Source organism: Pseudoalteromonas sp. NZS127 (assembly GCF_015864805.1).
Lineage (GTDB): Bacteria > Pseudomonadota > Gammaproteobacteria > Enterobacterales > Alteromonadaceae > Pseudoalteromonas > Pseudoalteromonas nigrifaciens.
The window spans coordinates 61045-86687 of sequence record NZ_JADYWN010000014.1; the positions used below are offsets into that span (position 1 = coordinate 61045).

Sequence of the window (25643 nt, forward strand, 5' to 3'; positions counted from 1 at the left end):
GTCTAAAGCGTCGTAACAACAAGGTTACGACGCTATTAGGAGGTTAGATCTCTTCGAATGGCTTTTTAGCGGCTTGTTTATCAAGTTTTTGCTGCAAAAACTCAGGTGACTGTGTATTGCGCGCAAGTGCATAGTAAGCAGCAGGTACTACAAACAGAGTCAGTAGGGTTGATACAACAACACCGGTAAACACTACAACACCAATTACCATACGGCTTTCTGCACCCGGGCCCGAGGCTAAAACCAGAGGTACCGCACTCATTACAGTGGTTAATGAGGTCATAATAATAGGGCGTAGGCGCTGCGTAGCGGCTTGTAAAATAGCTTCGCTAAACTCTACGCCTTTGTCGCGTAGTTGGTTAGTAAACTCAACAATTAATATGCCGTTTTTAGCACTTAACCCTATGAGCATCACAATACCTATTTGGCTGTAAATATTGAGCGTAAGTCCTGTGGCCCACAAGCCAAACATAGCACCCATTAAGCCAAGGGGTACGGTAAGCATTATTACAAAAGGGTGCATAAAGCTTTCAAACTGTGCCGCTAGTACTAAAAAGGTAACCGTAAGTGCTAAAATAAACACGTAGGTCATGGCCGAAGCACCTTCATAAAACAACTGCGATTCGCCTTTGTAGTCAATCGCGCCATCTATGTCGTTTTCTTCCATGGCCACTTTGTTTAAAAAGTTAAGTGCTTGCTCAAGTGTATAACCATCGGCTAAGTTGGCGCTTAAGGTAATTGCACGCATACGGTTGTAGCGGTTTAAGCGCGATGCGGTAGCTTCTTCTTTTAAGCTAATTAAACTATCAAGCGGGACTAGCTCGCCACTGCGTGATTTAAGATAAATGTTTGATATATCAGTAGGGTTGGCAAAGTCTTCTTTAGTGCCTTTTAAAATAACGTCGTACTCTTCGCCGCGATCTATAAAAGTAGTAACACGACGCTGACCTAGCATAGTTTCGAGTGTACGCCCTACATCAGATACAGAAATACCTAAATCGGCCGCTTTGTTTTTATCTATGCTGACTAAAAACTGTGGGAATGTTTCTTTGTAATCATGATCGATTCTAACCAGTCCTGGATTTTTCTCAGCGCGCTCTATAATACGGTCGCGCCAATCGGCTAGTTGTGCGTAATCGTTACCTTGTAGTACAAACTCGATTGGGCGTGATGAACCACCGCCGCCAATGCCTCGGCGCATAATAGCAAAGGCTCGCACGTCGGTAACTTCCTGCAGTTTAGTGCTTATTTCGTCCATTATTTCCCAGGTAGAACGTTGGCGTTTGTCCCAATCGGCCATACCTACAATTGCTACACCGCCACTGCCGCCCCAGCCTGGTACGCGCACAAGTACGCGGCTTAGCTCACCAGATTCAGAGTAAGGCATTAAGCGATCTTCAATTTTACTCATGTTAGCGGCATTGTTCTCATAACTGGCGCCTTCAGGGCCGCTCATCATAACAAAAAAGGTACCACGGTCTTCTTTAGGTGTTAGCTCAGAGGGTATTTGAGTAAATAATGAATAACTAACAAAGCCAGCTAATAATAAGCTGATCATTAAGCCCCATTTGCGGGTCATGTTAGAGGCAAGTGAGTTACGATAACTAAGCTCTACCTTAGCAAAAAAGCGGTTCATCGACTGGCTAAATTTACTTTCTTTTTCAGAGGCTTTTAATACTTTAGAACATAACGCAGGTGAAAGAGTAAGTGCTGTAATACTTGAGAAAAACACTGCGGCACTTACCGCCATAGCAAATTCAGTAAATAAAGCACCAATACGGCCATCCATAAATACTAAGGGTACAAATACCGAAATAAGCACTAAAGTGGTGGCAATAATTGCAAAGCCCACTTCGCGCGCGCCTCTATAAGCGGCCAATAAAGGAGGCTCGCCAAGCTCTATGCGGCGATGAATGTTTTCTAACATAACAATGGCATCATCAACCACTAAGCCGATTGCTAGTACCAGTGCAAGTAAAGTAAGTAAGTTAATGGAATAACCCATAGCGAGTAAAAACATAAAACTACCCACTAACGCCACCGGCACAGTAACTGCAGGGATTAAGGTGGCACGAATATTACCTAAAAATATAAAAATAATTAATACAACTAAGCCCATAGAAATAGCAAGGGTGCTGTATACCTCATTAATCGATTCTTTTATAAAAATAGATGAGTCGTAACTATCCTCTATAGTGGTTCCTTCGGGTAGGTTACGTTTTATTTTTTCAAGTTCGGCGCGGGCGTTATCAACCACAGTTAAGGTGTTGGCTTTAGCTTGCTTTACAATGCCTAAACCAATCATATTGCGGCCATTACCACGAAATAAACTCTCGTCATCGGCGGCTTCTAGTTGTACATCAGCCACTTCACTTAAGCGTACTAGGTAACCGTCATCACCGCGTTTTATTACTAGGTTTTGAAAGTCGCGCTGATCTTTATAACTGCGGGCTGTACGTACAGTAAAGTCACGGTCAACCGATTCAATTTCGCCAGCGGGTAACTCTACGTTTTCGGTGCGTAGTGTTTGTTCTATATCGCTCGCAGTAATACCGCGAGCAGCCATTGCTTGGCGGTTTAGCCAAATTTTCATGGCGTATTTTCGCTCACCACCAATGCGTACGTTAGACACACCATCAACTACGGCTAGGCGATCAACAATAAAACGCTGTGCGTAATCAGATAATTGCATTGAGTTCATGGTTTCGCTGTTTAGCACAAACCATACAATAGGGCTTTCATCGCTGTTAGACTTAGACACCTCAGGCGGGCGAACTTGTTCAGGTAGGCTATCTGCGGCGCGGGCAACACGTTCACGCACATCGTTAGATGCAGCATCTATATCGCGCTTAATATCAAACTCAATCGTAATATTGGAGCGGCCATTACGGCTCGATGAGTTAATACTTTTAATGCCTTCAATACCCGAGATACGGTTTTCGATGACTTGGGTTATTTTGGTTTCTATAATCTCTGCAGAAGCACCTGTATATTCGGTACTAATATTAACAATAGGTGTTTCAATATCAGGGTACTCACGCAGTGGCAGCATGCTAAAAGCAACGAGCCCAAAGGTGAGTAAAAGTAGGTTTATTACAATCGCAAAAACAGGGCGTTTAACGCTAATATCGGTAATTTTCACGGGTTATCCCTTCACGCTAACTTTACTGCCAGAGCGAATTTTTATTAGCCCTTCAGTTATAATTTGCTCACCATCGGCTAAGCCTTCATCAACAGCAACCCAGCCGTTATTTCTGCCCGCAATATGCACTTCAACACGATTAGCAACACCGTCCAAAATTTGAAATACGTAATGTTTGTCTTGTAGCGGAATAATTGCTTTTTCTGGAACCATTAATGCTTGGTTACTACTTAGCTCTAACGCTGTTTTAAGTAGCATACCAGGGCGAAGCAAACCTGAATTATTTGCAAAGCTGGCGGTTACTTCTACGCTACGCGTTACCGAGTCAATACGCGAACTAATATGCGTTACTTTACCGATAAAGGTTTGATCTGGATAAGCATCATTTTGAGTGAGCACTTTCATGCCGGTAGCTAATTGCGCTAAATATTTTTCAGGTACTTTAAAGTCTACTTTAATGATACTTATGTCATCGAGGGTGGTAATAATTGAACTGTTATTTACATAGGCACCAATCGATATTTCACGCTTGCCCAACATGCCAGAAAATGGCGCGGTAATGGTCATTTCAGCTAGCTTGGTTTTAGCGCTTTCTAATTGTGCTTGGGTGGCATCAACTCGTGATAATTGCTCTTCAAGTAACGATTTTGCTGTTGACTGAGAACGTGAAAGTTCGGTAAGTCTATCGAGTTGGCGTTTTTCTTCGCGTAAATTAATATTTAGCTCTTTTACAGCAATTTGTTCTTGTTGGCTTTGCAGTTGTACTAGCTTTTGGCCTTTGCTAACTAGGTCGCCATCTTCAAAGAAAATATTAGTCACGTAATCACTTTGTGCGCTGGTAATATATACAGCTTGGTTAGCGCGAGCGCTACCAATAGCTTCAATCATTACTGCATTTTCTTGCGAGGTAACAGTGTGAGCAGACACTTGCGTGGCCATTTGTGAAAAATCTGCTTGTTCACCTTGGCTAGCGGGTAAATATAAATAAACGCTAAATATTACGAGTAGCGTAATAATAAATGGAAAAAGAGCTCTACCTGATTGTCTTGAGTACATTGCTTTAATACCAAAAAATAAATTATAACTATTGTACGAAATAACACCGAGAAAAGGCGGTATTATGTCCCATTAATTTGTGAATTAAGCGTAAAAGTTATAATAATTAATTAAATAAACTCATGCTTGAGCTTTAAAAGGTATTTTATGAAGTTAAATACGTCGTGCAAAAAATGTTTAATGCTCAGAAAAATAGCATTGTGGGGCATTATTATGTTCATTTTTTACAGTGTTTATTATCAATATGGATGAGTTTAACGCTATGCAAATTAAGTATCGTGCGCAGGGAGCTAAGCATGGCATAGAAGTATTAATTGTTGGTGCGATTGGTTTGTTATTCATTATGCTGTTTAATTTATTACGCCCTGGTGAAATTAGCATTCTAGAAATTTTTTTAGTTAGTTTGTGTATTGCAGCAATAACAATTGGTTTTTTTAAAACCCAAGAGCCATTTTATAGCTTAGTGTTAACCACTGAGCAGTTAACTTATCAGCACAAATATGGTGTTTGGCATTTAGCTCATAGTAATTTTAAATCAAGCGGAATACCCAAAATAGCAGTAGGGCTTGAGTACTTAGAGCTTAACGTGGTGGGAATTAAGGTAAACGATATGGATGAGTTTTTAACGGGTTTAGCCCCAAGAATCGCAGGGAAATTATTGATAGAGCAGCGTCATTTATTTATGCAACTAATTCAAAAGAATTGCAAAAATGGCGATTGCCCATCAGAATGGCTGGTAGAGGATACACAATATAGATCTAAAAATGGAATTAGCTATAATGGGTTAATAGCAATGTTTGCCAACAGGGCTAAGCATTTGCAGTTACTAACAGGCTATGAGCTATTATTACCAGCGAGTGTATTAGATAGAAATATTTGGGAATTTAGTGCTAACTTAAATGCATGGCAGCGCGAACCCCTTAAATTTATAGCGTCGCAAGTAAGTAATTAAAACGCGGCAGTAGGAATAATAATGAGCCAAGAAAGAGCTTTTTTAAAAAGTGGTCGTAATACCATAATACATAAAGACAAAAAACTTGATTTAGTCATTGTTAATTCTGAGATCCACCCTCGAATTAAAGTGACCCAAAATGGCTTAGAACCATTTAAAGAAGAGCTGCCAAAAAACCGCCGTGACGCAAAAGAGCGTTACTTAGAAGTTGTTTATGTTGGTAGCGCCGATGTGTTTGGCGAAGAAAAACGATTGTTATTTATTCAAGCCCTTGATGGGCGGGAATACAAGGTTGATTACAGTAAAATAGGTACTAAGTTATTTGTACGTATTCATCAAGATAGTTATTTATAGTACTTAGTGGCACTTTTATTGCTTTAAATAATTATTAATTATTTTTTGATATAAAAAGGTGCTTAGTATGAGAGCAATTGCGTTAATCCCGTTATTGTCGTGTGGGCTATTGGCTGCATGCGGAGGTGGGGGGAGCTCTGATGATGGTGATAACACTCAAGCTTCAGTATTTGCAGGTAACGATTTGCAAATTATTGAAAAAACCGATTTTACTATTACTGCAAAAGGCTCACCTACCGAGGGTACGTTTACTTGGCAGCGCGTAAGCGGCCCCATTGTTGATGGATTTCCGCTCGATGGTGCAGTGCAAACTATTACCGCGCCAGATGTAAAAGCAGACAGTGAACTGGTGCTCAGAGTAAGCTATCAAACAACCGGTGGTGGTTTAGTACATGACGATATTAGTATTTTTATTACTTCAAACAATCAATTACCCCAAGCTGTAATTACTCAAACAGCACCGCAAGTATTGCCATCGGTTTATAACGATACCGTAACGCTAAGCGCAGCAGACTCAACAGATCCAGATACAAATGGTCAAATTAATAGCTACTTGTGGCAATTAATATCAGGACCAGCCCTCAATATTAATAGTTTTACTAATTCTACCTTAAGCTTTAGCCATCCACTGCTTGAAAACCATACAAATTTAAAGTGGTCATTAACGGTTACCGATGATGAAGGGGGAGAGTCAACCTCTGAATATGACATGACTTTAAATAAAACAGCGCAAGTTGTTATTGCCAATGCCGGGGCTGATCAGCAAGTTAGCGAGTTTGATAAAGTAACCTTAGATGCAAGTAACAGCGCTGCCGCAACCAGTACTTATAAATGTGACTGGCAACAACTAACCGGCAAAGCGGAAACATTCGCTAATAGCAATCAATGTATTACTACTTTTTATGCCTCAGACATAGACACTAACGCCACTTTAAGCTTTGAAGTAATGGTTACTGATTCAAAAGGGCGCACCGCAAACGATAGTGTATTTGTAGATGTTGCACCTAAAGCGCTTGGGTTAATAAACGATACAGGTGTAGGGGAGTGTTACAACAATACTCAACGTATAAACTGTGTTAGTAAAGATTTTCCAAATCAAGATGCTGAACTTGGTCGAGACAGCTTTGCGAATCGTTTAGCCAAAGTAGGGCAAGGTAATTTAGCGTTTGATTACACCAAACTAAATGAGTTTGCCGATGAAGTGGCTGATGACGCACCAAATTTTAGTTGTATTCGCGACAACGTAACCGGTTTAGTGTGGGAGGTTAAAAGCCCTGTGTCAGGTGTGGTACCTAACACTACATTACGCGATGGGCAAAATCTTTATACATGGTACCTTACTGAATCTGCTATTCCTCAAGTAGGCGGAGCAAGAGGCGCAGCTAACTCCAGTTGCCCAAGCAATACTGATTGCGGATTGCAAAGCTATATACAAGAAGTAAATGCGCTAGATTTTTGTGGTGGCACAAATTGGCGAGTACCCACTTACACCGAGCTACTAAGCTTAGTAGATTATGGCAAGCAAGGGCAAAATGTATTAATAGATAAGAGTATTTTCCCTAATACGCCTGCGGTTAGTTTACTGGGTCACTTGCGTTATTGGACCTCTCAAACAGCGGTTGATGGCACCAGTTTATCGCAAGCTTATATTATAGATATGAGCGATGGTAATGACCTTGCTTATCCAAAAGGTAATATTGCTTATGTTCGTTTAGTTAGAAGCCGTTAGGGGAAGTATATGAAATTTAAATTAATAACTACATTTGCGGCAATGAGTTTAAGCTTTAACGTAATAGCTGGGGTTTGTTATGACTCTGTTACGCAAACAACACCAACAGAGCGATTTACAATAAATCCCGATGGCACAGTGTCAGATAGCAAAACAGGTTTAATGTGGCAGCGTTGTAGTTACGGACAAGTGTATAACAATGCTACAGCAACATGCGAAGGCTCTACACCATCATTAACCTGGCAAGCTGCATTGCGAGGCGCAGTTAACGATACAACGGCAAGTTATAATGACTGGCAAGTACCAAATATTAAAGAGTTAGCAAGTATTATTGAACACAGATGTACAGAGCCAAGTATTAACGAATCGGTGTTTTTGGGCACAAAGCTACAAAACTATTGGACCAATACCTCAGGTGTAAATACGATTAATTCTGCTTGGGTTTATCAGTTTGACAGTGGATTAAATAGTTTGCACGCTAAAACCAGTAGTGTTTATTTGCGCTTAATGCGTTACGAAAAATAATCCAATATAAGTAAATGCACAGCTAAGTTGAAAGCAGTGCTTTTTACATTAATTTACGTTATTTCAATAATAAAAGAGCCTGAGTGTTGTCACTAAGGCTCTTTTTTTGCCATTATGGAGGGGATTTATTTACCAAGGAATACTCAGGTGTATTTAAGCTATTTTGGTTTGCATGAAAAACCCTTTTCAATCTCGCCTAATCCCCATTATTTGTTTTTAAGTGAGCGACATAAAGAAGCGTTAGCGCACCTTACCTATGGACTAGGTGAAGACGGCGGCTTTGTATTATTAACCGGCGAAGTGGGTACCGGTAAAACAACCATTACTCGCAGTATGCTAGAAAAACTGCCAGAGAATACTCAAGTTGCGATGATCCATAATCCGGCATTATCAGAGCTTGAGCTCTTGGCGAGTATTTGTGATGAGCTTAAAATTAATTATGATGCACAAAATGCGAGTTTAAAAAGCCTTACCGATGTTATAAAAAAGCACTTAGAAGCAAATAATAAAGCGGGTGGGCATACCATACTTATTATTGACGAAGCGCAGTTACTTGCTCCCGATGTACTAGAACAACTGCGCCTACTAACCAACATAGAAACCGATCATAAAAAGCTATTACAAATAGTGCTGGTGGGGCAACCTGAGCTGCAAGTATTATTAAAACGAAATGAGTTAAGGCAGCTTGCACAGCGTATAACAGCTCGCTATCACTTACTGCCTTTAACACAAGGACAAACGGTGGCATACATTAAGCATCGTTTACATATTGCAGGCTGTGATAAAGGTATTTTTTCGTTGGAAGCAATGCAAAGCGTTCATCAACTTACCGGTGGCGTGCCACGATTAATGAACTTAGTGTGTGAGCGGGCGTTAGTAGGGGCATTTGCAAAACAGCAATTAACAATAGATAGCGAGATTATAAAAAAATCTGCTCAGGAATCATTACCACCCGATTTTATTGCGGCTAATAATACGCCACCTAAAACCGTGCCATATTGGCTATATTGCTCTGCTTTTGTTGCTTTATTTGCAGCAGGCTTAGGGCTTTCATTTATTTTATAGTTAGGTGATTAATGTCTTATTTATTAGATGCGTTAAAGCAATCGCAACAAGCCGATATAAGCGCCGAGCAGTATGACTTACAGGCACAGCAGGCTAAACAACAACAGTCTCTAGTGCGATACCGCCGCTTGGCGTTTGTGATTGGTGGCAGCTTAGCGGTTAGCTTTAGTGTTGCTGGTGGTTTTGTTAGTGGAAAATGGCTACAAAACAGCTCATTTAATAGTAATAATGAGCAAGTTAGCACTACAGCAATATTAAAAAATACTAATGCCGATAAAGAACCAACAATAACAACCAAATCGGATATAGATAATACAGCAAAATTACAAAGTGCAGAGCAAAACATAGCTGTATTAGCGGCGCAATCATCAGCGTCAAAAACGGCCCCGCCAGACGCAGTAAATACAGCAACTTCAATTCAAGGTCAGTTAGTGTATGTACAAACCCCCAGTGGTATTGTACAAATGTTACTTACGCCACAAGGGCAATATATTCCAATAATGGAAAATCAAGCCACACTTCAGCAAAACCTAAATCCGCAAAATAGTTTTACTCAGGGTACGTATGGGCAAGGCGCAATTAATCAGCAGGGATATTCACAACCACATTATAATCAGTCCAGCTTCAATCAAACTAGTAACCAGGCAACACAAGCTGCTGGGCAGCAACCTCAAACAAATATGCCTTCATCGGCATCGCTTGATTTAAGTAAGTATAAAGTGCTTGGTAAACCGCTCGATTCGCAAGGCTCTACAGCACAAAAAACTAAAAGACCTACGCTTGCAAAGAACCCAACATTACTAGAAACAGCTTTTGATCAAGCTATTCAAGATACAGAAAAAACACAAAACTACGAAGTAACGCAAGCAACGCGCAGCTCATCACGAGTGCAACCAATAGAGCTGTTGCCAGATGGATTGCAAGCCATGTTACCGCCACTTAAATATCAGGCGCATATATATTCCTCTGCACTCGATAAGCGTTGGATCAAGCTCAATGGTCGCGAGCTTTTTGAGGGCGATAGTATAGGTGCATTAACAGTGCGAGAAATAACACCAGAGCAAAGCGTACTTGATTTTGACGGCTACGAATTTAGCTTAAAGGCGCTACAAGATTGGCCGCAATAGCGGCTAATTAGGGTAAAATTGAATTTTTATAAAAGCGTTGTAAGTCAATTTTGTATTCGTCAGTTTTAACTGCCGACTCAAGTGTATCTTGGCTTTTTTTATGTGCTAAATCTATGTCTTGCACTTGGGTGTAGCGCCCATGCTTTGCACTATAGAAAGTTTTAACAACGGGCTTTAGTGGGCTGGCAGGGTTGCTCTGTGTCACCAGTCCCACTTTTTGACTCGAGAGCTTAACCAGTGTGCCTACCGGGTGAATACCGATACACTGAATAAATTTAGTTAATAACTCACTATCAAAACTATCAGGGCAACCTTCTTTTAATATTTTAAAGGCTTTTATCGGCTCCATACCCGCTTTATAAACGCGCTCAGCTGTGAGTGCATCATACACGTCAACAATTGACGCCATACGCACATACTGGCTTATTTCATCGCCTTTTTTACCAAACGGATAGCCTTTACCATCTAAGCGTTCATGGTGCATACCGGCAATATCAACAGCTATACCTTTGAGCCCTGCAGCTTGTAAAATTTCTTTACTAAAGCGCGCATGATTTTTCATTATTGTAAATTCTTCATCAGTAAAACGTCCCGGCTTATTGAGTACTGCATCAGGAATTTTTATTTTGCCAATATCATGCAGTAGCGCGCCAGTAGTTAGCTGTTCAATAATATCTTTATCTATATTCAAATGCTTGGCAAAAATACTAATTAAAATAGAAACATTAATAGAGTGCTCTAACAGGTAGGCATCTTTTTGGCGCATTTGAGTAAGACAAGCAAGTGCATCTTGATTTCTAAATACCGAATCCATAAAACCACTAGCAAGATCTCTAAAAGGCGCTATGTCTATATCTCGGCCTGCTTTTATATCTTTAAATGCTTTAATTTGTAGAGATTTAGCTTCATCGTAGAGCTTTTTAGCTTTGCCCATTTCTTGTTCAGCACTGTGCGTTTTTTGCCAAGGATCGCGCTTTGCAACAGGGGAAGGTGTATTGGCAGGCTCTTTCTCAGGCACTGATTCGATGAGGGTTTTATCTGGATCTATTTCAATTTCTAAAATACCGACATTTTTTAACTTATCGATGCCTGCCTGGGTTTTAACCCAGCCTTGGCTTTTTATTTTAATACGTCCGGTTTGCTTTGTTACGCTTTGTACAAACATGCCAGGTAATAACTGCGAAATTGGAATGACTTTCAATTTAATTCACTTCATATAAGTATTCTACTGGTTAAAGTAACAAAAATATTACAATTAACATAGTAAAAAAGGCACCCTAAGGTGCCTTTTCATACGAATAAGTAATTAGTGCTAAACTAGTTACTCATCATCTTCAACAAGCGTCATCAGCGATGTATTACCACCCGATGCCGTTGTATCTATACTGATGGTTTTTTCAGTTACTAAACGTTTAATAAGCGTATCGTAATATTCAGAGCTGATCACTGGCAAAATAGCACCTTTACGCTGCGCTAGCTGCTGGCTGAAATAACCAAAGCGAGAAGAGCGTGCTGCAACCACAGCGCCGGCTAAGTGCGGATGTGCCAATATAGCTTGTAACTGATTTGGTTTAGCTACTTGGAACACGCCTTCGGCAACACCGGTGGCAATAAATTTATCTCTAAAGGCAACCGCTTCTTCATAAAATATTTCAGAAGCAACAGTAATTACCGTATTACCCGCAGCAATTGCAGTAATGATCGATAATGCCCAAAAGTTAAACGATGTGCTCTTATCGGCGTAACATACAACACAACCACGTGCTTCAAGGTGCAATGTATTAGACTCACCCGTTGGCCCTGGTAATGTAGTAAATTTACGCATGTGCTTTTCTAAGCGATTAAGTTGTGCACGTGCATCGGCAAGTGTTAGTGCTAAATCGTCTGCTAAGTCGTCAATAATTTCAACTGTGGCTATTTTAGCAAGCAATTGACGCACCGCAGAGACACGGTCGTTTAGTGGTGTTGAGCGCCAAATTTTTTCATCGCGCATAGAGTTAATCATTAGCTTTTCTACTTGCTCGTTTGCACCGCTGTAGTGGTGTAAATCCAGCTCGTCTGGCGTTAGATTGGTCATTTGCACGTTTTCTGGTGATGCTTTTTCTTTTACTAAACGTTGTAAGTAGTTAGGGCCGCCGGCTTTAGGGCCAGTACCAGATAAACCACGGCCACCAAATGGTTGCACACCAACAATAGCGCCAATCATATTACGGTTAACGTATACGTTACCTGCACGCGACATTTTAGCTAGGTATTCACAGCGCTCTTCAATGCGCGAATGCACGCCCATAGTTAAGCCGTAACCTGTGTTGTTTATTTGATCCATAACACTGTCTAGTTCGCTCGATTTAAAGCGTATAACGTGTACACATGGGCCAAATACTTCACGCTTAAGTACCGATAAGTCTTTTATTTCGTATAAGCGAGGAGCAAAGAAGTACGCACCATTTACTGTGTTATCTGGAATTTTACACTCGTAATGTAATGTCGCATTACCTTTTAAGTACTCAACGTGATCGTTTAAGCTTTTCAGCGCTTTTTCATCAATTACCGGGCCTACGTCAGTAGATAGTAACGATGGGTCGCCTATATGTAATTCAGCCAGTGCACCTTTAAGCATTTCGATTATGCCATCGGCAACGTCTTCTTGAATAAATAATACACGTAACGCTGAACAGCGTTGCCCAGCACTTTGAAAACCAGAACTAATGACATCGTCAACCACTTGCTCAGGGAGTGCTGTTGAGTCAACGATCATACAGTTTTGGCCGCCTGTTTCAGCAATTAACGGTACTTGAATATCGCTACGCGCCGCGAGTGTTTGTGAAATAAGCGTGCCTGTTTCAGTCGAGCCAGTAAACATAATTGCTTGAACGCGTTCATCCGGAACAATTGTTTTACCTACGTCACTACCGCGGGCTATTACCGCTTGCACAACATGCTCTGGTAAACCTACCGACAGCATAAGTTCAATGGCACGCAGCGCAATTAGGCTGGTTTGCTCAGCTGGTTTTGCAATAACGGTATTACCGGTCACAATGGCAGCGGCTACTTGGCCTAAGAAAATAGCTAGCGGGAAGTTCCATGGGCTAATACATAAAATAACACCACGAGCTTCAAAGCGCTCATCTTGCGATAGCTCTTCAGCGCGGGCTGCGTAGTAACGACAAAAATCAACCGCTTCGCGTACTTCATCAATACCATCTTTAGCTATTTTACCGGCTTCTTTAATACAAATAGCCACTAGTTCGTCATGATGACGCTCTAAAATATCGGCAACACGGCGTAATAAATTAGCACGTTCTTTTACCGATGTTTGTGACCATGATTCAAAAGCGCTTTCTGCGTTGGCTAGCAAAATTTGCATTTCATCGCTAGATTGCAGTTTTATATGGCCAATTACTTCTTTGTGGTTTGCCGGGTTTTTAACTGCCACAGAGCCCTCAGGTACTTGGCTTGGCTCAATTAAGTGCTCGTTAAACCACAGATCAAGGTTTTCTTTAAACGGAGTGATCACGTTTATATCGGTTAAATCCATGCCTTTTGAATTGGCACGCTCGGCGCCATATAAGTCAATTGGCATTTTAATTTGCGTATTGTATTTATTACGTAAACCTTGCAGTGTTTCTACCGGGTCAGGTAATAGTGACTCAACCGGCTTAGTGGTATCTACAATGGCATTAACAAACGATGAGTTAGCACCATTTTCTAATAAACGGCGTACTAAGTAAGCCAGCAGGTCTTCGTGTTGGCCCACTGGTGCGTATACGCGGCACTGAATTTTTTCCTCGGTAACGATTTGGTCAAATAAAGATTCGCCCATACCGTGTAAACGTTGGAATTCAAAACCGGTGTTATCACCTTTAGCTACTTCTAATATAGTTGCTGCTGAGTAGGCATTATGGGTAGCAAACTGTGGGTAAAGTACATCACGTGCTTCGAGCATTTTCATGGCACACGCTTTATAAGACACGTCGGTGGTTGCTTTGCGAGTAAATACCGGAAAATGCTCTAAACCATCTTGTTGTGTGGTTTTTATTTCAGTGTCCCAATAAGCGCCTTTAACTAAACGCACCATCATTTTACGACCCACACGGGTTGCAAGTTCAGTTAGCCATTCAATTACAAATATAGCGCGTTTTTGATACGCTTGAACCGCTAAACCAAAGCCGTTCCAACCTGCTAGGTCGTCATCACTAAATACCGCTTCAATTACATCTAAAGAAATATCTAAACGGTCTGCTTCCTCAGCGTCAACAGTAAAGCCAATATCATATTGTTTAGCTGCTAGCGCAAGCTCTTTAAGCTTAGGCACAATCTCGGCCATTACGCGTTCTTTATGCGTAAACTCATAACGAGGATGAATAGCAGAAAGCTTAACTGAAATGCCTGGGCTTTTTATTGGGCCACGGCCATTTGCCGCTTTACCAATAGCATGAATCGCGTTCATGTAGCTGTCAAAGTAACGCTGCGCATCTTTCATGGTGCGCGCGCCTTCGCCTAGCATGTCGTATGAATATACATAGCCTTTTTGTTCTTTATCGGCAGCACGTACTATCGCTTCGTCAATGGTACGACCCATAACGAATTGCTTACCCATAATTTTCATCGCAAAGTTTACTGATTTACGAATAACCGGCTCGCCTAAACGACCTATGGTTTTTTTAAGCATACCAAATTGCTGTTCTTTGGTTTTATCTGTGTAGTTAACCATTTTACCGGTTACTAATAGACCCCAAGACGATGCGTTAACAAATAACGAATCGCTGCTGCCTAAATGAGAGCTCCAGTCGCCCTTTGCTAATTTGTCACGAATTAATGTGTCTTGAGTTGCTTTGTCTGGTACGCGAAGCAGGGCTTCGGCTAAGCACATTAATACTACGCCTTCTTCACTAGAGAGTGAAAACTCATTTAATAGTGCATCAACACCGCTTTGACCATCTTGGTCTTTACGAATATTTAAAACAATTTGGCGAGCTCTTTCCCAGGCACGACTTCGTGCTTTAACACCTACTTCAGCAAGTGGTAAAATATGATCGATAACCGCATTTTCGTCGATGCGGTAGAAGTCACGGATTTTTTGTCGAATTGGACAAGTCGTTGTCAAATCGCTATTGAATAACATAAGCAACCCTCAGGAGTGTTAAAACTTAAGGTAAAATTAATTACCACTAAATATTCGTTGGTGTAAGGCGTGCATTCTAATTAAAATTCAGCAGAATATGCTGGTTAAATTTGGCGTTTTACGCTAATTTACAGGGCATATTTTCTACTTATCCGTATAAAGTTCTGTTATGACGAGTCCAAATAGATTACGCCTGCTTGATCGTATCGATTTAGCTATTTTAGACGTTCTGCAACAGAACGGCAGAATTTCAAATGTTAACCTCGCAAAGCAGGTTAATTTAAGCCCCAGCCCTTGTCTTGATCGTGTAAAGCGTTTAGAGCAAGAAGGCTATATTGAAGGCTATGTTGCAAAGCTTAGCGAAGCCAAGCTTAATCAAAGCTTAGTTGCACATGTACAAGTGTCGCTGGTGACTTCAAATACCGCGGTATTTAAAGTGTTTAGAGAACACATTTTAAAAATTAGGCAAGTAGTGGAGTGCGACATGGTTGCTGGTGGCTACGACTACTTGCTGAAAATCAGGGTATCAAACATGGACGAGTACAGGCAAGTGCTTGGCGACTTAGTTGATATACCTGGAGTGGGAACGCATCACACCTACATGGTAATTGAAAAAATAAAACAAGATCCGGGTCTGCGCCTAGATTTGTAATATAAACTGCAGGCATAAAAAAAGCATCTAATGATGCTTTTTTTATGCGACTAATTAAGTTGTCGTGTTATGCCCAGCCTTGGTAGCGCTTACGGCGAGACAACACAATCGTTAATATAATACCTAAAAACAATCCTAAAAATGCAATAGCACCGCCATAAGTAAGTAATTGGCGTTTTTCTTTAGAGCTAGTAGCTTGCTTTAAAGTGCGCTCTTGCTCAAGTGTGGTTTTTAATTGAGTTATTTGTGTAAACAATTGTTTGTTTTGGTTTGTTAACTGCACGTTTTGCTCTTGCAACTGCGGTAATTCAACTTGTGCTTGGCGCAGTTCATTTTGTATTGAGCTCATTTCATCACTTAACGTTTGGTACTGCTTATGTAAGCCAGCTGTTTGTGTAATGTATTTAGCTTCAACCCAACCTTCACGATCTTTATCATCCTTAACTTTTAAAAAACCGTTTTCTTCACTCGATAATAAGGTCAGTTGTGTGCCTGCATCAATAGAGCCGAGTAAACGATAGTTTTTGCTCGCACCAGAGCGCATAAACGTATAAAGATTGTCAATTATATAAGCTGTTTTTGCATTGGTGGGGGCTGCTGTTTGAGCTTCTTCTGCTTGGCTCGCAAATGTTGAGGCTGTTAAAAACAGCCATAATAAACAGTGTTTTAGCATTTATTTACCTTGTTAATCTAACCGTGTCCGTTTAGAACGTGATTTTATATTTCACATAAGTATAGCGATAATATGGATTAAATTGCGCAATAGCAAGGTTGATATTGTAACCGGTGTTATTTTATTAGCGGCCCATTTTGACTAAAATATTTGCAATATGGGGCGGCTTTGTTTATTTTGACCACTTATTAATTTTAAGGGTAATCCGCATAACTAATGGATACTGAGATAGAACTAAAATTTTTGGTATCAGATGCCGTCATTCCACTGATCCCCTCATTAATTACACAATTTGCAAAAACAGTTACTAATAAGCCATCTCGAAGTTTACAAAATGCTTATTATGATACGCCAAGCCGTGAGCTTAGAGCCCTTGATATTGGCTATAGAACGCGTTGTGCTGATAATAAATGTGAGCAAACAATTAAACTCGCCGGTGAGGTTGTTGGGGGCTTACATCAACGCCCTGAATTTAACTTACCAATAGAGTCTAATCGTCCAGATATAATGGCATTTGACCCATCTATTTGGCCTCATGGCATGCAAGCCAATGTTATTGCAGAAAATATACATCCGATTTTTAGTACTAACTTTATTCGCCGTACTTGGTTAATTGAGACTCAAAACGGTGCAAAAATTGAAGTAGTGCTTGATAAAGGTGAAATTGCCGCAGCGGGTAAAGTTGAGGTGATCAGCGAGCTTGAAATTGAACTTGTTGAGGGCAGCCGTAATGAATTATTTGCGCTAGCCGATAAATTAGTAAGCCAAAACTGTATTCGCTTAGGTTTGTATTCAAAGGCCGCAAGAGGGTATCGCCTTGCTGACGACACGCCACTGCAACCAAGTAAGTCTATTGGGTTTGTTAAACTCAAAGGGCAAGTAACCCAAGAGCAAGCATTAATAGAGGCTATGGGTTTTGGTATTCGTTTTGTGCAAAAGCACGAACAATGTTATTTCGATAAGCCAAGTTTAAAAACATTAAAGCGAGTAACCGACGGTATAAGCTTAATTCGTCATAACTTTTGGTTGTTTGACGACATTGTTAGCAAAGAAAGTACTGAGCATTTACGCAACGAATTAAAGTGGTTACTCAGCGAGTTAGCGTGGGTTGAAAATGCAATTCAATTAAAAACCTATACTTCTAAACGCCACGCTTTTTATAAAAAAATAAACAACGCACCGGCATTAACACAAGTTATTAATGACCTAAAAGAGCTACAGCCTAGCATTGACGACATTTATGCGCTGTTTCATAGTGCACGCTATAATCGTTTAATACTGTCGTTAACAACCTGGTTAATAGACAAACAATGGCGCAAGTTTTGGGATCAAAAGCAATTACAAAACGCTGACCAATCGGTAGCCAGCATTGCTAACCGTTTGTTTGATAAAGATTGGCGAAATTTGCATAAGCTGTTACCTAAAGAACAAACTTTAACCGCGAATGATTACCTTAATATACGCACACAATTAGAGAACAGTTTACTAAGTGGTAATTGTTTAGGTGCGTTATTTGATAAAGAAGAGCGCTTAGAGTTTAGACTTCCTTGGCTTGATATTTCTCATGGTATGTACGAGCTTAGTACCCTTGACTATTTAAAGCAGCTTTGCGGTGGTCAAGAAGATGAAAAGCTAGCTAAAATTCAAACATGGCTAGCACAAAAGACAGAATATTTGGTAAGTGCAATGGAGCAAAGTAGATTGGCTTCGTTCGATATAAAGCCTTATTGGCTTTAGATTTACAGAATATGATTAAATAAAAAAGGCTCATTACGAGCCTTTTTTATGTTTGCTGATTAGTATTTAGCAGCTTGGCCTTCTTTAGGTAATGCCGCTTTTATAAATTCACGTAAGTCGGTATTAGAGCTCTCTAAATCCGCATGGCGTAAGTACATCATATGTCCGCTTCTGTAGCCTTTAAAGCTTAAGCGGTCTTGCATTTTGCCACTTGGATCTAACTGCCATAACGTATATTTAGCATCAAAGTAGTTAGTTGCACCGTCATAATAACCCGATTGAATCATTACCTTTAAATACGGGTTTTGCGCCATAGCTAAACGCAAGTTTTCGCCGGTGTTATTACCGCTTCTATCCCATGGGTGCACATTACCAAACAGGTTATATTTAATATCTGTTTTATAATTTAGCTCTTCACGTAAGTAATGATTAATAGCGGGTGTGAAAGAGTGTAACCACGACGTGAGTTCTGCCCAGTAATCAGGCGACTCGCCCGCATCGCGTTTATCAATACCTAAATAACGCGAGTCTAAGCGTCCTACCATTTGGCCGCGGTCACGTAATAGCTCTTTCCAAAAAAACTGCGTTGGAACATCTAAGTTATTTTGCTCTACAAAGGTTTCAGAAAGCCCAGCATATTGCGCCATTTTTTTAATTATGCGGCGTTTTTCATCATCTGCAATAAAGCCGCCTTTAGCCAGTGCGGGGATCAGTTCGTTAATTGTAAACTGCTCAACTTCAGGCAGTAACTCGTCTAGGTCTTTAGCTTGTAAGTTGGCATTTAATGCTTTGTGATACCAAGCTGTAGCGGCAAAGTAAGGCAGGCGGTTAGCTGCTTTAATTGGGCCGTCGCGCTTAATGCCAATATCGGTTGGTGAAACCAATACTACGCCGTTAATGTACATCCATTGGCTATTTTGCAGTTCATGAGCAAGGCCCGATACACGTGTTGTACCGTAGCTTTCGCCAATTAAAAACTTAGGAGAGCGCCAGCGCTCGTTTCTGTTTACAAAGGTATTGAGCCACTCAGCGAGGTACTTAATATCGGCTTTTACGCCAAAAAACTGCTCTTTTTGCTCAGCTTTAGAGAGTAATTTACCGTCTTTATCTTCAACTACGCGAGAGTAGCCGGTGTTTACCGGATTTACATATACAATATCGGCAATGTCGAGCACTGAGTAAGGGTTGTCTTTAACCCCATATGGTTGAATAGGGTAGCCTTCATCATCAATTTTTAATACGCGAGGGCCAGTATAAGCAAGGTGCATCCAAACCGATGCCGAGCCAGGGCCGCCATTAAACGAAATAAGCAAAGGGCGCTTTGCTCTGTCATCTACCTTATCGCGGGTGTAGTAAGTATATTGCAAGGTTGCTATAGCATCGCCTTTGTCATCCCAAACAGGTTGCGTACCGGTTGCAACCGTATATGAAAAGCGCTGATTATTAATTTTTGCTTTGTGCTCAGTAACCACTTTGCTGTCGATATCAATACGACGCTGGTTATTATCGGCAAAGGAGGCACTACTAAGTGTTAAGGCAATGGCGGCAATAGGTAAAAAAATACTTTGGCTAAACTTCATGAATGACCCTTTTTTATTGTTAATGTTCTATTAAAAGAAATATTCAGTAAAAAAACAAAAGTATTGAGACTAGTTGCCGATAATAGTGGTTGAGTAAATAGAATGTGTAAAAACTTAGCTTTTAACGCTTTGTATCGCTCTTTATTTCGATCGTAATGAAAGTAATGTATATTCGCATCTATTTATAAATAGCAGCTTAAATAAGTGAGATTTACTTTAAAAAAATAGTGGCAAACCGACAGGGTGTGTAATTTGCTTTTTAATAAATTTAAAATCTCATTAAAGGCTTTAAATTTATGATGAACATATGGTTATAAAACAAGTAATCAAATTAGAAGTAAAGAGAAGCCCTATGCAAAGACTGTTGATAGTTGAAGATAGTAAAGTAGTACAACAAGTCCTTCGCCATATATCTGCACAGTATCTTGATGTTGCCATTGATTTTGCTTGGTCTTTATCTGAGTGTAAGGAGTTTGTAAGTAAGCACAGCTATACACTAGCCTTAGTTGATTTAACGCTCCCCGACGCACCAAATGGTGAGGTGGCCAAATATACCTTATTAAAAGGTATTCCTACTGTGGTGCTTACTTCTAAGATGGATGAGTACAAGCGCCTGCAAATGTTAGAATTAGGCGTAATTGATTATGTGATAAAAGATAACCGTGACTCATATAATTACGCTATAAAATTAGTTGCACAGCTGTTGCGTAACCAAGGCTGTAAAGCATTAATAGCCGACGACTCGGTTTTAAGTCGTACTTTAATGAAGCAAATGCTAGAAAAACAATTATTTGCAGTCAGTGAGGCGCACGATGGACGCCAAGCATTAGATATGCTCAAAAACGATGCTGAAATTAAATTACTCATGACAGACTATGCAATGCCAACAATGGATGGTTTTGAATTAGTTAAAGCGGTGAGAAACTTTAGAGGCCGTGATGACTTAGCAATTATTGGGTTATCAGGCGCGAGTAAGCATGGTTTATCGGCGCGATTTATTAAATATGGTGCTAATGATTTTTTAACTAAACCTTTTATGAATGAAGAGTTTCATTGTCGTGTATTGCAAACCATGGAGCAGTTATCGTTAATTGCAGACATTAAAGAAAGTGCTTTTCGAGATCATCTTACCGGGCTTTATAATCGTCGTTACTTTTATCAGTATGCTGAAAAACTACTCAAAAATAAAAATCAGAAAAATAGCTTAGTGTTACTCGATATAGATTTTTTTAAAGCAATAAACGATGAATTTGGGCATGACGGCGGCGATCAGGCACTTAAACAAGTGAGTAATTTAATCCGTACTTCATTTTCTAACAGTACAGTGGCACGTATTGGCGGTGAAGAGTTTGCAATTATATTAACGCAAGTAGAAGTTGAACAAGCCGAGAAGTGTTTAAATTTATTTATACAAAAGTTCGCAAGTTACGACTTTACTATCAGTGGTAAAACCTTATCAATAACAGCAAGTATAGGCCTAGCCGAATTTCAAAATACCAGTTTAACCGCTGCTATGCGTGTTGCCGATAGAGCTTTGTATCAAGCTAAGGAGCAAGGGCGCAATTGTGTGGTTTTAAATAGTACTTTGCAGCTAGCAGAGGTTACAGCTATACGTTGAGTTAAATACACACGCACCAATCAAGTATTATATATAAAAAAACGCACCTAATTGGTGCGTTTTTTTGTTTTAAATATAAAATATTTTTATAAGTTATTGTTTTTTATTGCCATATAAAAATGGCATAAAGCTTGGATTGTATTAACTAAGAAAAACAATAACGTGTCCTAAGGGGACTAAAATGAAAATGATTAGTGCAATCATCAAGCCATTTAAATTAGATGAAGTGCGTACAGCACTCGCTGATTTAGGCATAGAAGGGATGACAGTTGTTGATGTAAAAGGCTTTGGTCGACAGCGTGGTCATACCGAATTGTATCGTGGGGCTGAATACCAAGTTGATTTTATTCCTAAAATTAAACTCGAAATTGCCACTCGTACTGAAAACTGCCAACGCGTAGTTGACTCAATTACGCAAGTTGCAGGCACCGGCAAAATAGGTGACGGTAAGATTTTTGTGTACGACCTAGATCAAATTGTTCGTATTCGTACGGGCGAACTTGATGAAGATGCACTTTAAGGGGGATTTATGGAAAGTACACTGATAGAACTAAAGTTTTCGCTCGACACCTTTTATTTTTTAATTTGTGGCATATTAGTAATGTGGATGGCCGCAGGGTTTGCCATGCTAGAAGCGGGTTTAGTACGCTCAAAAAACACCACAGAAATATTAACTAAAAATATCGCCTTGTATTCAATTGCATGCACCATGTTTTTACTCGTTGGTTACAATATTATGTATGTAGGGAATACCGAGGGAGGCATCATTCCTTCATTTGGTGGCTTAATTGGTACACAAGCCGCTGATGCTGATCACTCTCTAGAATCTGATTTTTTCTTTCAAGTTGTTTTTGTTGCCACGGCTATGTCTATTGTCTCGGGTGCGGTGGCTGAGCGCATGAAGTTGTGGGCATTTTTGGTGTTTACCTTGGTGTTAACTGGGCTTATATATCCTATTGAGGGTTACTGGACTTGGGGCTCTGGATTTTTATCGTCAATGGGTTTTGTTGACTTTGCTGGCTCAGCAATAGTGCATGCAACCGGCGCATCAGCGGCATTAGCTGGCGTATTATTACTGGGTGCACGTAAAGGAAAATATGGTAAAAATGGCGAAATATACCCAATTCCGGGGTCAAACTTGCCTTTGGCAACGTTAGGTACGTTTATTTTATGGATGGGCTGGTTTGGTTTTAACGGCGGCTCGCAGCTACTTATATCAGATGCAGAAAACGCGACTGCTGTAGGAAAGATTTTATTAAACACCAATGCTGCTGCTGCAATGGGGGCTGTTTCAGCACTATTTGTTTGTAAAGCATTATGGGGTAAAGCCGATTTAACTATGGTATTAAATGGCGCGTTAGCTGGGCTGGTTGTGATTACCGCCGATCCGCTTTCACCTTCACCATTGATGGCGTGTTTATTAGGGTTATTAGGCGGCTCATTAGTGGTATTTAGTATTGTTATACTTGATAAGGCAAAAATAGACGACCCAGTTGGCGCTATTTCTGTGCATGGCGTATGTGGAGTACTTGGTATTATGCTAGTACCAGTGACAAACGCCGAGGCAAACTTGGTAACTCAGTTAATAGGCTTGTTGTGTATTATTGGTTTTGTGTTTATTTCTTCGCTGCTGGTGTGGGCAATCTTAAAGCATACTATGGGCATTAGGGTTACCGAAGAAGAAGAGCTAAACGGTATGGATCAACACGATTGTGGCATTGACGCCTACCCAGAATTTGTATCGGTTCGTAGTAATTAAATTTAAGTTATTGTGTGTTGTCCAAAGCGCTACTTAGGTAGCGCTTTTTTATTTCAGGGGAGGTTAACTTTAGTGCTGCTAAGATGGGTTGTTAATTTACCTTATAATGGTGAACTAGTAGGTGACTATGCTAAGCTCACGTCCGTAAAATAAACCTTGGAATAAATTACATTTAAATGGCTGATAACAAAAAAACACCGACAGGTAAAACCCCCACAAAGCGCAGCGCTAAACCCTCTAAAAGTACACCGCGTAACGGCGCTAAAAAAAGTACAAAAAACAAATCATCAGTTGCTCAGCGATCTTTACTCAATAAACTATGGTCTATTTTTTGGAAACTTAGTTTAGCGACATTTATTGCTATGGCGCTTTATTTTATTTACCTCGATGCAAAAATAACTCGTCAATTTGAAGGTAATAAATGGCAGCTTCCTGCGCAAGTTTATGCACGCTCGATGGCGTTTTACCCCGGGCAGTTCTTATCAAGCCAAGAGGTTATTTGGGAGTTAGAGCGGCTAAACTACTCAGCCGTTAATAGGTTAAGTCGTACAGGGCAATATGTTAAAACTGCCAACAGCATTAAAATATATCGTCGCGATTTTGAATTTTATGACGCGCTAGAACAGGCGCATATAATTGAACTGCGTTTTGCAGGGCAAAAAGTGGCTAGTATTAAAGACAAGTTTGGTCGGCGTTTAAACAACGCTAGGCTGGAGCCGGTGCAAATAGCGCGTATAGGTAACGACTCTAAACAAGACCGTGAATTTGTACCGCTGGATAAATTTCCGGCAATGCTAAAAGACACGCTTTTAGTGGTTGAAGATCGTAATTTTTATCAGCACCACGGCGTATCGGTATTTTCTATTTTACGTGCGTTGTATAGTAATATTCGTGCTGGGCGAACAGTTCAGGGCGGCAGTACGCTAACGCAACAACTGGCTAAAAATATTTACTTAACCCGAGAGCGCTCACTTACACGAAAAATAAACGAAGCGTTTATTGCGCTTATTTTAGATTACCGTTATTCAAAAGATCAAATACTTGAAGCGTATTTAAATGAAGTATATTTAGGGCAGTCTTATAACCAAGGTGTACATGGTATGGGCTTGGCTGCTGAATTTTACTTTTCTAAACCAGTAGATGAGCTAGAGTACGATCAAATAGCGCTGCTGGTGGCTATTGTAAAAGGGCCGTCTTATTACAACCCACGTCGTTACGAAGAGCGCACAATGGAACGTCGTGACTTAGTGCTGCGCTTAATGGTTGAAGACAAACTTTTGAGTACTAATGAATACCGCGCTGCATTAAAACGTCCTTTGAATATAGCGCCAATGAAAGCCAGTTTACAAAAATCGTACCCAGGTTATTTAGAACTAGTAAATCGTGAACTCAAGCAGTTATTGCCCGATCAAAATGTGTTAGATGCCGGTGTTCGTGTGTTTACCTATTTTGACTTACAAAAACAAACGGCAATGGAAGAGTCGATTCAGGCAAGTTTGCCTTATTTAGAAAAACGCCCTAATACTCGCGCGCTTGAAGCGGCGATGATCTCAGTTAACGTAGAAAAAGGTGGCGTATCGGCATTAGTTTCTGGGCGCGATGTGCGTTATTCAGGCTTTAACCGAGTACTTGATACCAAACGTAATATTGGCTCATTAGTTAAGCCTGCGGTGTATTTAAGCGCGCTGCAGTTACCACATTATAACCTAGCCACTTTACTTGACGACTCACCGGTGCAAGTTACCAATGAGCAAGGTAAAGTATGGCAACCTGAAAACTACGATCGTCAATTTCGCGGAGCGATCCCGTTATACAAAGCTTTTAGTCGCAGTATAAATATACCTGCGGTAAATCTTGGCCTTGATGTAGGGGTAGATAAAGTTGCAAATACACTAAGAGGGTTAGGCGCGCAGGGAAGAATTAACGAATACCCATCGTTGTTATTGGGGGCACTTGAAATGTCTAGTTTTGAGGTAGCACAATTGTACACAACCATTGCTGCCGATGGCGAATATAGAAAGTTAACCGCTATTTCTGCGTTAACCGACTCAATAGGCAAAGTATTGTATAAGCATGAGGTGAAATCTGAGCCGCGTTTTGCTAAAGATGCCATGTACATGACAAAATACGCAATGAAACGAGTGACTAAAGATGGCACCGCAAAACGGTTAAACTTACACTTTCCGTCGATTCAACTTGCGGGTAAAACGGGCACTAGTAACGATTTACGCGATAGCTGGTTTGCGGGGTTTGATCAAAACACAGTGACCGTTGCTTGGCTAGGCCGAGATGATAACAAAAGTACCGGCTTAACCGGTAGTGTAGGGGCTTTAGAGACCTATATTCGTTATTTAAAACCGCTAAATCCCGAAGCGATAGCCGATACTCGTCCACCTTCAATTCGCTGGGCGTTTATTAACGAGCTAACGGGTAAACAAGCGCCACCAGGGTGCGGCAAAGTTATTCAGCTACCACTAAGAGCCAGTGAATTTGAACCAAGGCCGCAGTGTATTCGTTAAGCTGTTTTGAATAACTACAAGACATAAAAA

The 25643-nt window shown here is 40.5% G+C and carries 18 protein-coding genes; 12 read left to right on the top strand and 6 right to left on the bottom strand.

Annotated features, from left to right (window positions below; translation table 11 throughout):
• Window positions 1–43 precede the first annotated feature (43 nt).
• Together I6E78_RS13085 and I6E78_RS13090 are read right to left on the bottom strand one after the other, a co-directional pair.
• Window positions 44–3142 (bottom strand): efflux RND transporter permease subunit, encoded by a 3099-nt coding sequence (locus I6E78_RS13085; protein ID WP_182684343.1) that lies wholly within the window; start codon window positions 3140–3142, stop codon window positions 44–46.
• A gap of 3 nt (window positions 3143–3145) precedes the next feature.
• Window positions 3146–4198 carry an efflux RND transporter periplasmic adaptor subunit gene (locus I6E78_RS13090; protein ID WP_011328929.1) on the bottom strand — a complete coding sequence of 351 codons (1053 nt, stop codon included), beginning with the start codon at window positions 4196–4198 and terminating at the stop codon, window positions 3146–3148.
• A 244-nt stretch (window positions 4199–4442) separates the two neighbouring features.
• Between I6E78_RS13090 and I6E78_RS13095 the strand changes: the two genes are divergently transcribed.
• The 6 genes from I6E78_RS13095 (at window position 4443) to I6E78_RS13120 (ending at window position 9950) form a co-directional block, all read left to right on the top strand.
• Window positions 4443–5150 (top strand): DUF2982 domain-containing protein, encoded by a 708-nt coding sequence (locus I6E78_RS13095; RefSeq protein ID WP_193038612.1) that lies wholly within the window; start codon window positions 4443–4445, stop codon window positions 5148–5150.
• Between the two features lie 21 nt (window positions 5151–5171).
• Window positions 5172–5504: a hypothetical protein gene (locus I6E78_RS13100; protein WP_011328927.1), complete on the top strand. Its 333-nt coding sequence runs from the start codon at window positions 5172–5174 to the stop codon at window positions 5502–5504.
• 67 nt (window positions 5505–5571) lie between these two features.
• Entirely contained in the window at window positions 5572–7233 is a 1662-nt protein-coding gene (locus tag I6E78_RS13105; protein WP_197182672.1) for an Lcl C-terminal domain-containing protein, read from the top strand.
• Window positions 7234–7242: 9 nt separating this feature from the next.
• Window positions 7243–7758 carry an Lcl C-terminal domain-containing protein gene (locus tag I6E78_RS13110; protein WP_011328925.1) on the top strand — a complete coding sequence of 172 codons (516 nt, stop codon included), beginning with the start codon at window positions 7243–7245 and terminating at the stop codon, window positions 7756–7758.
• Window positions 7759–7905: 147 nt separating this feature from the next.
• Window positions 7906–8823: an ExeA family protein gene (locus I6E78_RS13115; protein ID WP_089368647.1), complete on the top strand. Its 918-nt coding sequence runs from the start codon at window positions 7906–7908 to the stop codon at window positions 8821–8823.
• 11 nt (window positions 8824–8834) lie between these two features.
• The gene (locus I6E78_RS13120; protein ID WP_197182673.1) at window positions 8835–9950 is read left to right on the top strand and encodes a general secretion pathway protein GspB; all 1116 of its coding nucleotides are present in this window, start codon (window positions 8835–8837) and stop codon (window positions 9948–9950) included.
• Between the two features lie 7 nt (window positions 9951–9957).
• Here I6E78_RS13120 and I6E78_RS13125 read toward each other — a convergent pair whose 3' ends face one another.
• Together I6E78_RS13125 and putA are read right to left on the bottom strand one after the other, a co-directional pair.
• Window positions 9958–11151 (bottom strand): HD-GYP domain-containing protein, encoded by a 1194-nt coding sequence (locus tag I6E78_RS13125; RefSeq protein ID WP_197182674.1) that lies wholly within the window; start codon window positions 11149–11151, stop codon window positions 9958–9960.
• Between the two features lie 120 nt (window positions 11152–11271).
• Window positions 11272–15075: a bifunctional proline dehydrogenase/L-glutamate gamma-semialdehyde dehydrogenase PutA gene (gene putA / locus I6E78_RS13130; protein WP_179808038.1), complete on the bottom strand. Its 3804-nt coding sequence runs from the start codon at window positions 15073–15075 to the stop codon at window positions 11272–11274.
• 169 nt (window positions 15076–15244) lie between these two features.
• Between putA and I6E78_RS13135 the strand changes: the two genes are divergently transcribed.
• Complete coding sequence (locus I6E78_RS13135; protein WP_011328920.1) at window positions 15245–15727, top strand: winged helix-turn-helix transcriptional regulator; 483 nt, start codon at window positions 15245–15247, stop codon at window positions 15725–15727.
• A gap of 67 nt (window positions 15728–15794) precedes the next feature.
• Here I6E78_RS13135 and I6E78_RS13140 read toward each other — a convergent pair whose 3' ends face one another.
• Window positions 15795–16400, bottom strand: a complete 606-nt coding sequence (locus tag I6E78_RS13140) for a TIGR04211 family SH3 domain-containing protein (protein WP_011328919.1) — start codon at window positions 16398–16400, stop codon at window positions 15795–15797.
• Window positions 16401–16616: 216 nt separating this feature from the next.
• Here I6E78_RS13140 and I6E78_RS13145 point away from each other — a divergent pair, with 216 nt between their 5' ends.
• Entirely contained in the window at window positions 16617–18137 is a 1521-nt protein-coding gene (locus tag I6E78_RS13145; RefSeq protein WP_197182675.1) for a CYTH and CHAD domain-containing protein, read from the top strand.
• Between the two features lie 59 nt (window positions 18138–18196).
• Here I6E78_RS13145 and I6E78_RS13150 read toward each other — a convergent pair whose 3' ends face one another.
• Window positions 18197–19717: a S10 family peptidase gene (locus tag I6E78_RS13150; RefSeq protein ID WP_197182676.1), complete on the bottom strand. Its 1521-nt coding sequence runs from the start codon at window positions 19715–19717 to the stop codon at window positions 18197–18199.
• Between the two features lie 352 nt (window positions 19718–20069).
• Between I6E78_RS13150 and I6E78_RS13155 the strand changes: the two genes are divergently transcribed.
• The 4 genes from I6E78_RS13155 (at window position 20070) to mrcB (ending at window position 25613) form a co-directional block, all read left to right on the top strand.
• A complete protein-coding gene (locus I6E78_RS13155; RefSeq protein WP_193038607.1) occupies window positions 20070–21335 on the top strand; it encodes a GGDEF domain-containing response regulator in 1266 nt (421 codons plus the stop codon).
• Between the two features lie 181 nt (window positions 21336–21516).
• Complete coding sequence (locus I6E78_RS13160) at window positions 21517–21855, top strand: P-II family nitrogen regulator (protein WP_011328915.1); 339 nt, start codon at window positions 21517–21519, stop codon at window positions 21853–21855.
• A 9-nt stretch (window positions 21856–21864) separates the two neighbouring features.
• A complete protein-coding gene (locus I6E78_RS13165; protein ID WP_089368641.1) occupies window positions 21865–23094 on the top strand; it encodes an ammonium transporter in 1230 nt (409 codons plus the stop codon).
• Between the two features lie 176 nt (window positions 23095–23270).
• Window positions 23271–25613 (top strand): penicillin-binding protein 1B, encoded by a 2343-nt coding sequence (gene mrcB, locus I6E78_RS13170; protein ID WP_197182677.1) that lies wholly within the window; start codon window positions 23271–23273, stop codon window positions 25611–25613.
• Window positions 25614–25643: the final 30 nt, after the last annotated feature.

Excerpts from the sequence above, each read along its gene's own strand:
- I6E78_RS13090 (WP_011328929.1), bottom strand. The coding sequence starts at position 4,198 with ATGTACTCAAGACAATCAGGTAGAGCTCTTTTTCCATTTATTATTACG.
- I6E78_RS13095 (WP_193038612.1), top strand. The coding sequence starts at position 4,443 with ATGGATGAGTTTAACGCTATGCAAATTAAGTATCGTGCGCAGGGAGCT.
- I6E78_RS13100 (WP_011328927.1), top strand. The coding sequence starts at position 5,172 with ATGAGCCAAGAAAGAGCTTTTTTAAAAAGTGGTCGTAATACCATAATA.
- I6E78_RS13105 (WP_197182672.1), top strand. The coding sequence starts at position 5,572 with ATGAGAGCAATTGCGTTAATCCCGTTATTGTCGTGTGGGCTATTGGCT.
- I6E78_RS13110 (WP_011328925.1), top strand. The coding sequence starts at position 7,243 with ATGAAATTTAAATTAATAACTACATTTGCGGCAATGAGTTTAAGCTTT.
- I6E78_RS13120 (WP_197182673.1), top strand. The coding sequence starts at position 8,835 with ATGTCTTATTTATTAGATGCGTTAAAGCAATCGCAACAAGCCGATATA.
- putA (WP_179808038.1), bottom strand. The coding sequence starts at position 15,075 with ATGTTATTCAATAGCGATTTGACAACGACTTGTCCAATTCGACAAAAA.
- I6E78_RS13135 (WP_011328920.1), top strand. The coding sequence starts at position 15,245 with ATGACGAGTCCAAATAGATTACGCCTGCTTGATCGTATCGATTTAGCT.
- I6E78_RS13140 (WP_011328919.1), bottom strand. The coding sequence starts at position 16,400 with ATGCTAAAACACTGTTTATTATGGCTGTTTTTAACAGCCTCAACATTT.
- I6E78_RS13145 (WP_197182675.1), top strand. The coding sequence starts at position 16,617 with ATGGATACTGAGATAGAACTAAAATTTTTGGTATCAGATGCCGTCATT.
- I6E78_RS13150 (WP_197182676.1), bottom strand. The coding sequence starts at position 19,717 with ATGAAGTTTAGCCAAAGTATTTTTTTACCTATTGCCGCCATTGCCTTA.
- I6E78_RS13155 (WP_193038607.1), top strand. The coding sequence starts at position 20,070 with ATGCAAAGACTGTTGATAGTTGAAGATAGTAAAGTAGTACAACAAGTC.
- I6E78_RS13160 (WP_011328915.1), top strand. The coding sequence starts at position 21,517 with ATGAAAATGATTAGTGCAATCATCAAGCCATTTAAATTAGATGAAGTG.
- I6E78_RS13165 (WP_089368641.1), top strand. The coding sequence starts at position 21,865 with ATGGAAAGTACACTGATAGAACTAAAGTTTTCGCTCGACACCTTTTAT.
- mrcB (WP_197182677.1), top strand. The coding sequence starts at position 23,271 with ATGGCTGATAACAAAAAAACACCGACAGGTAAAACCCCCACAAAGCGC.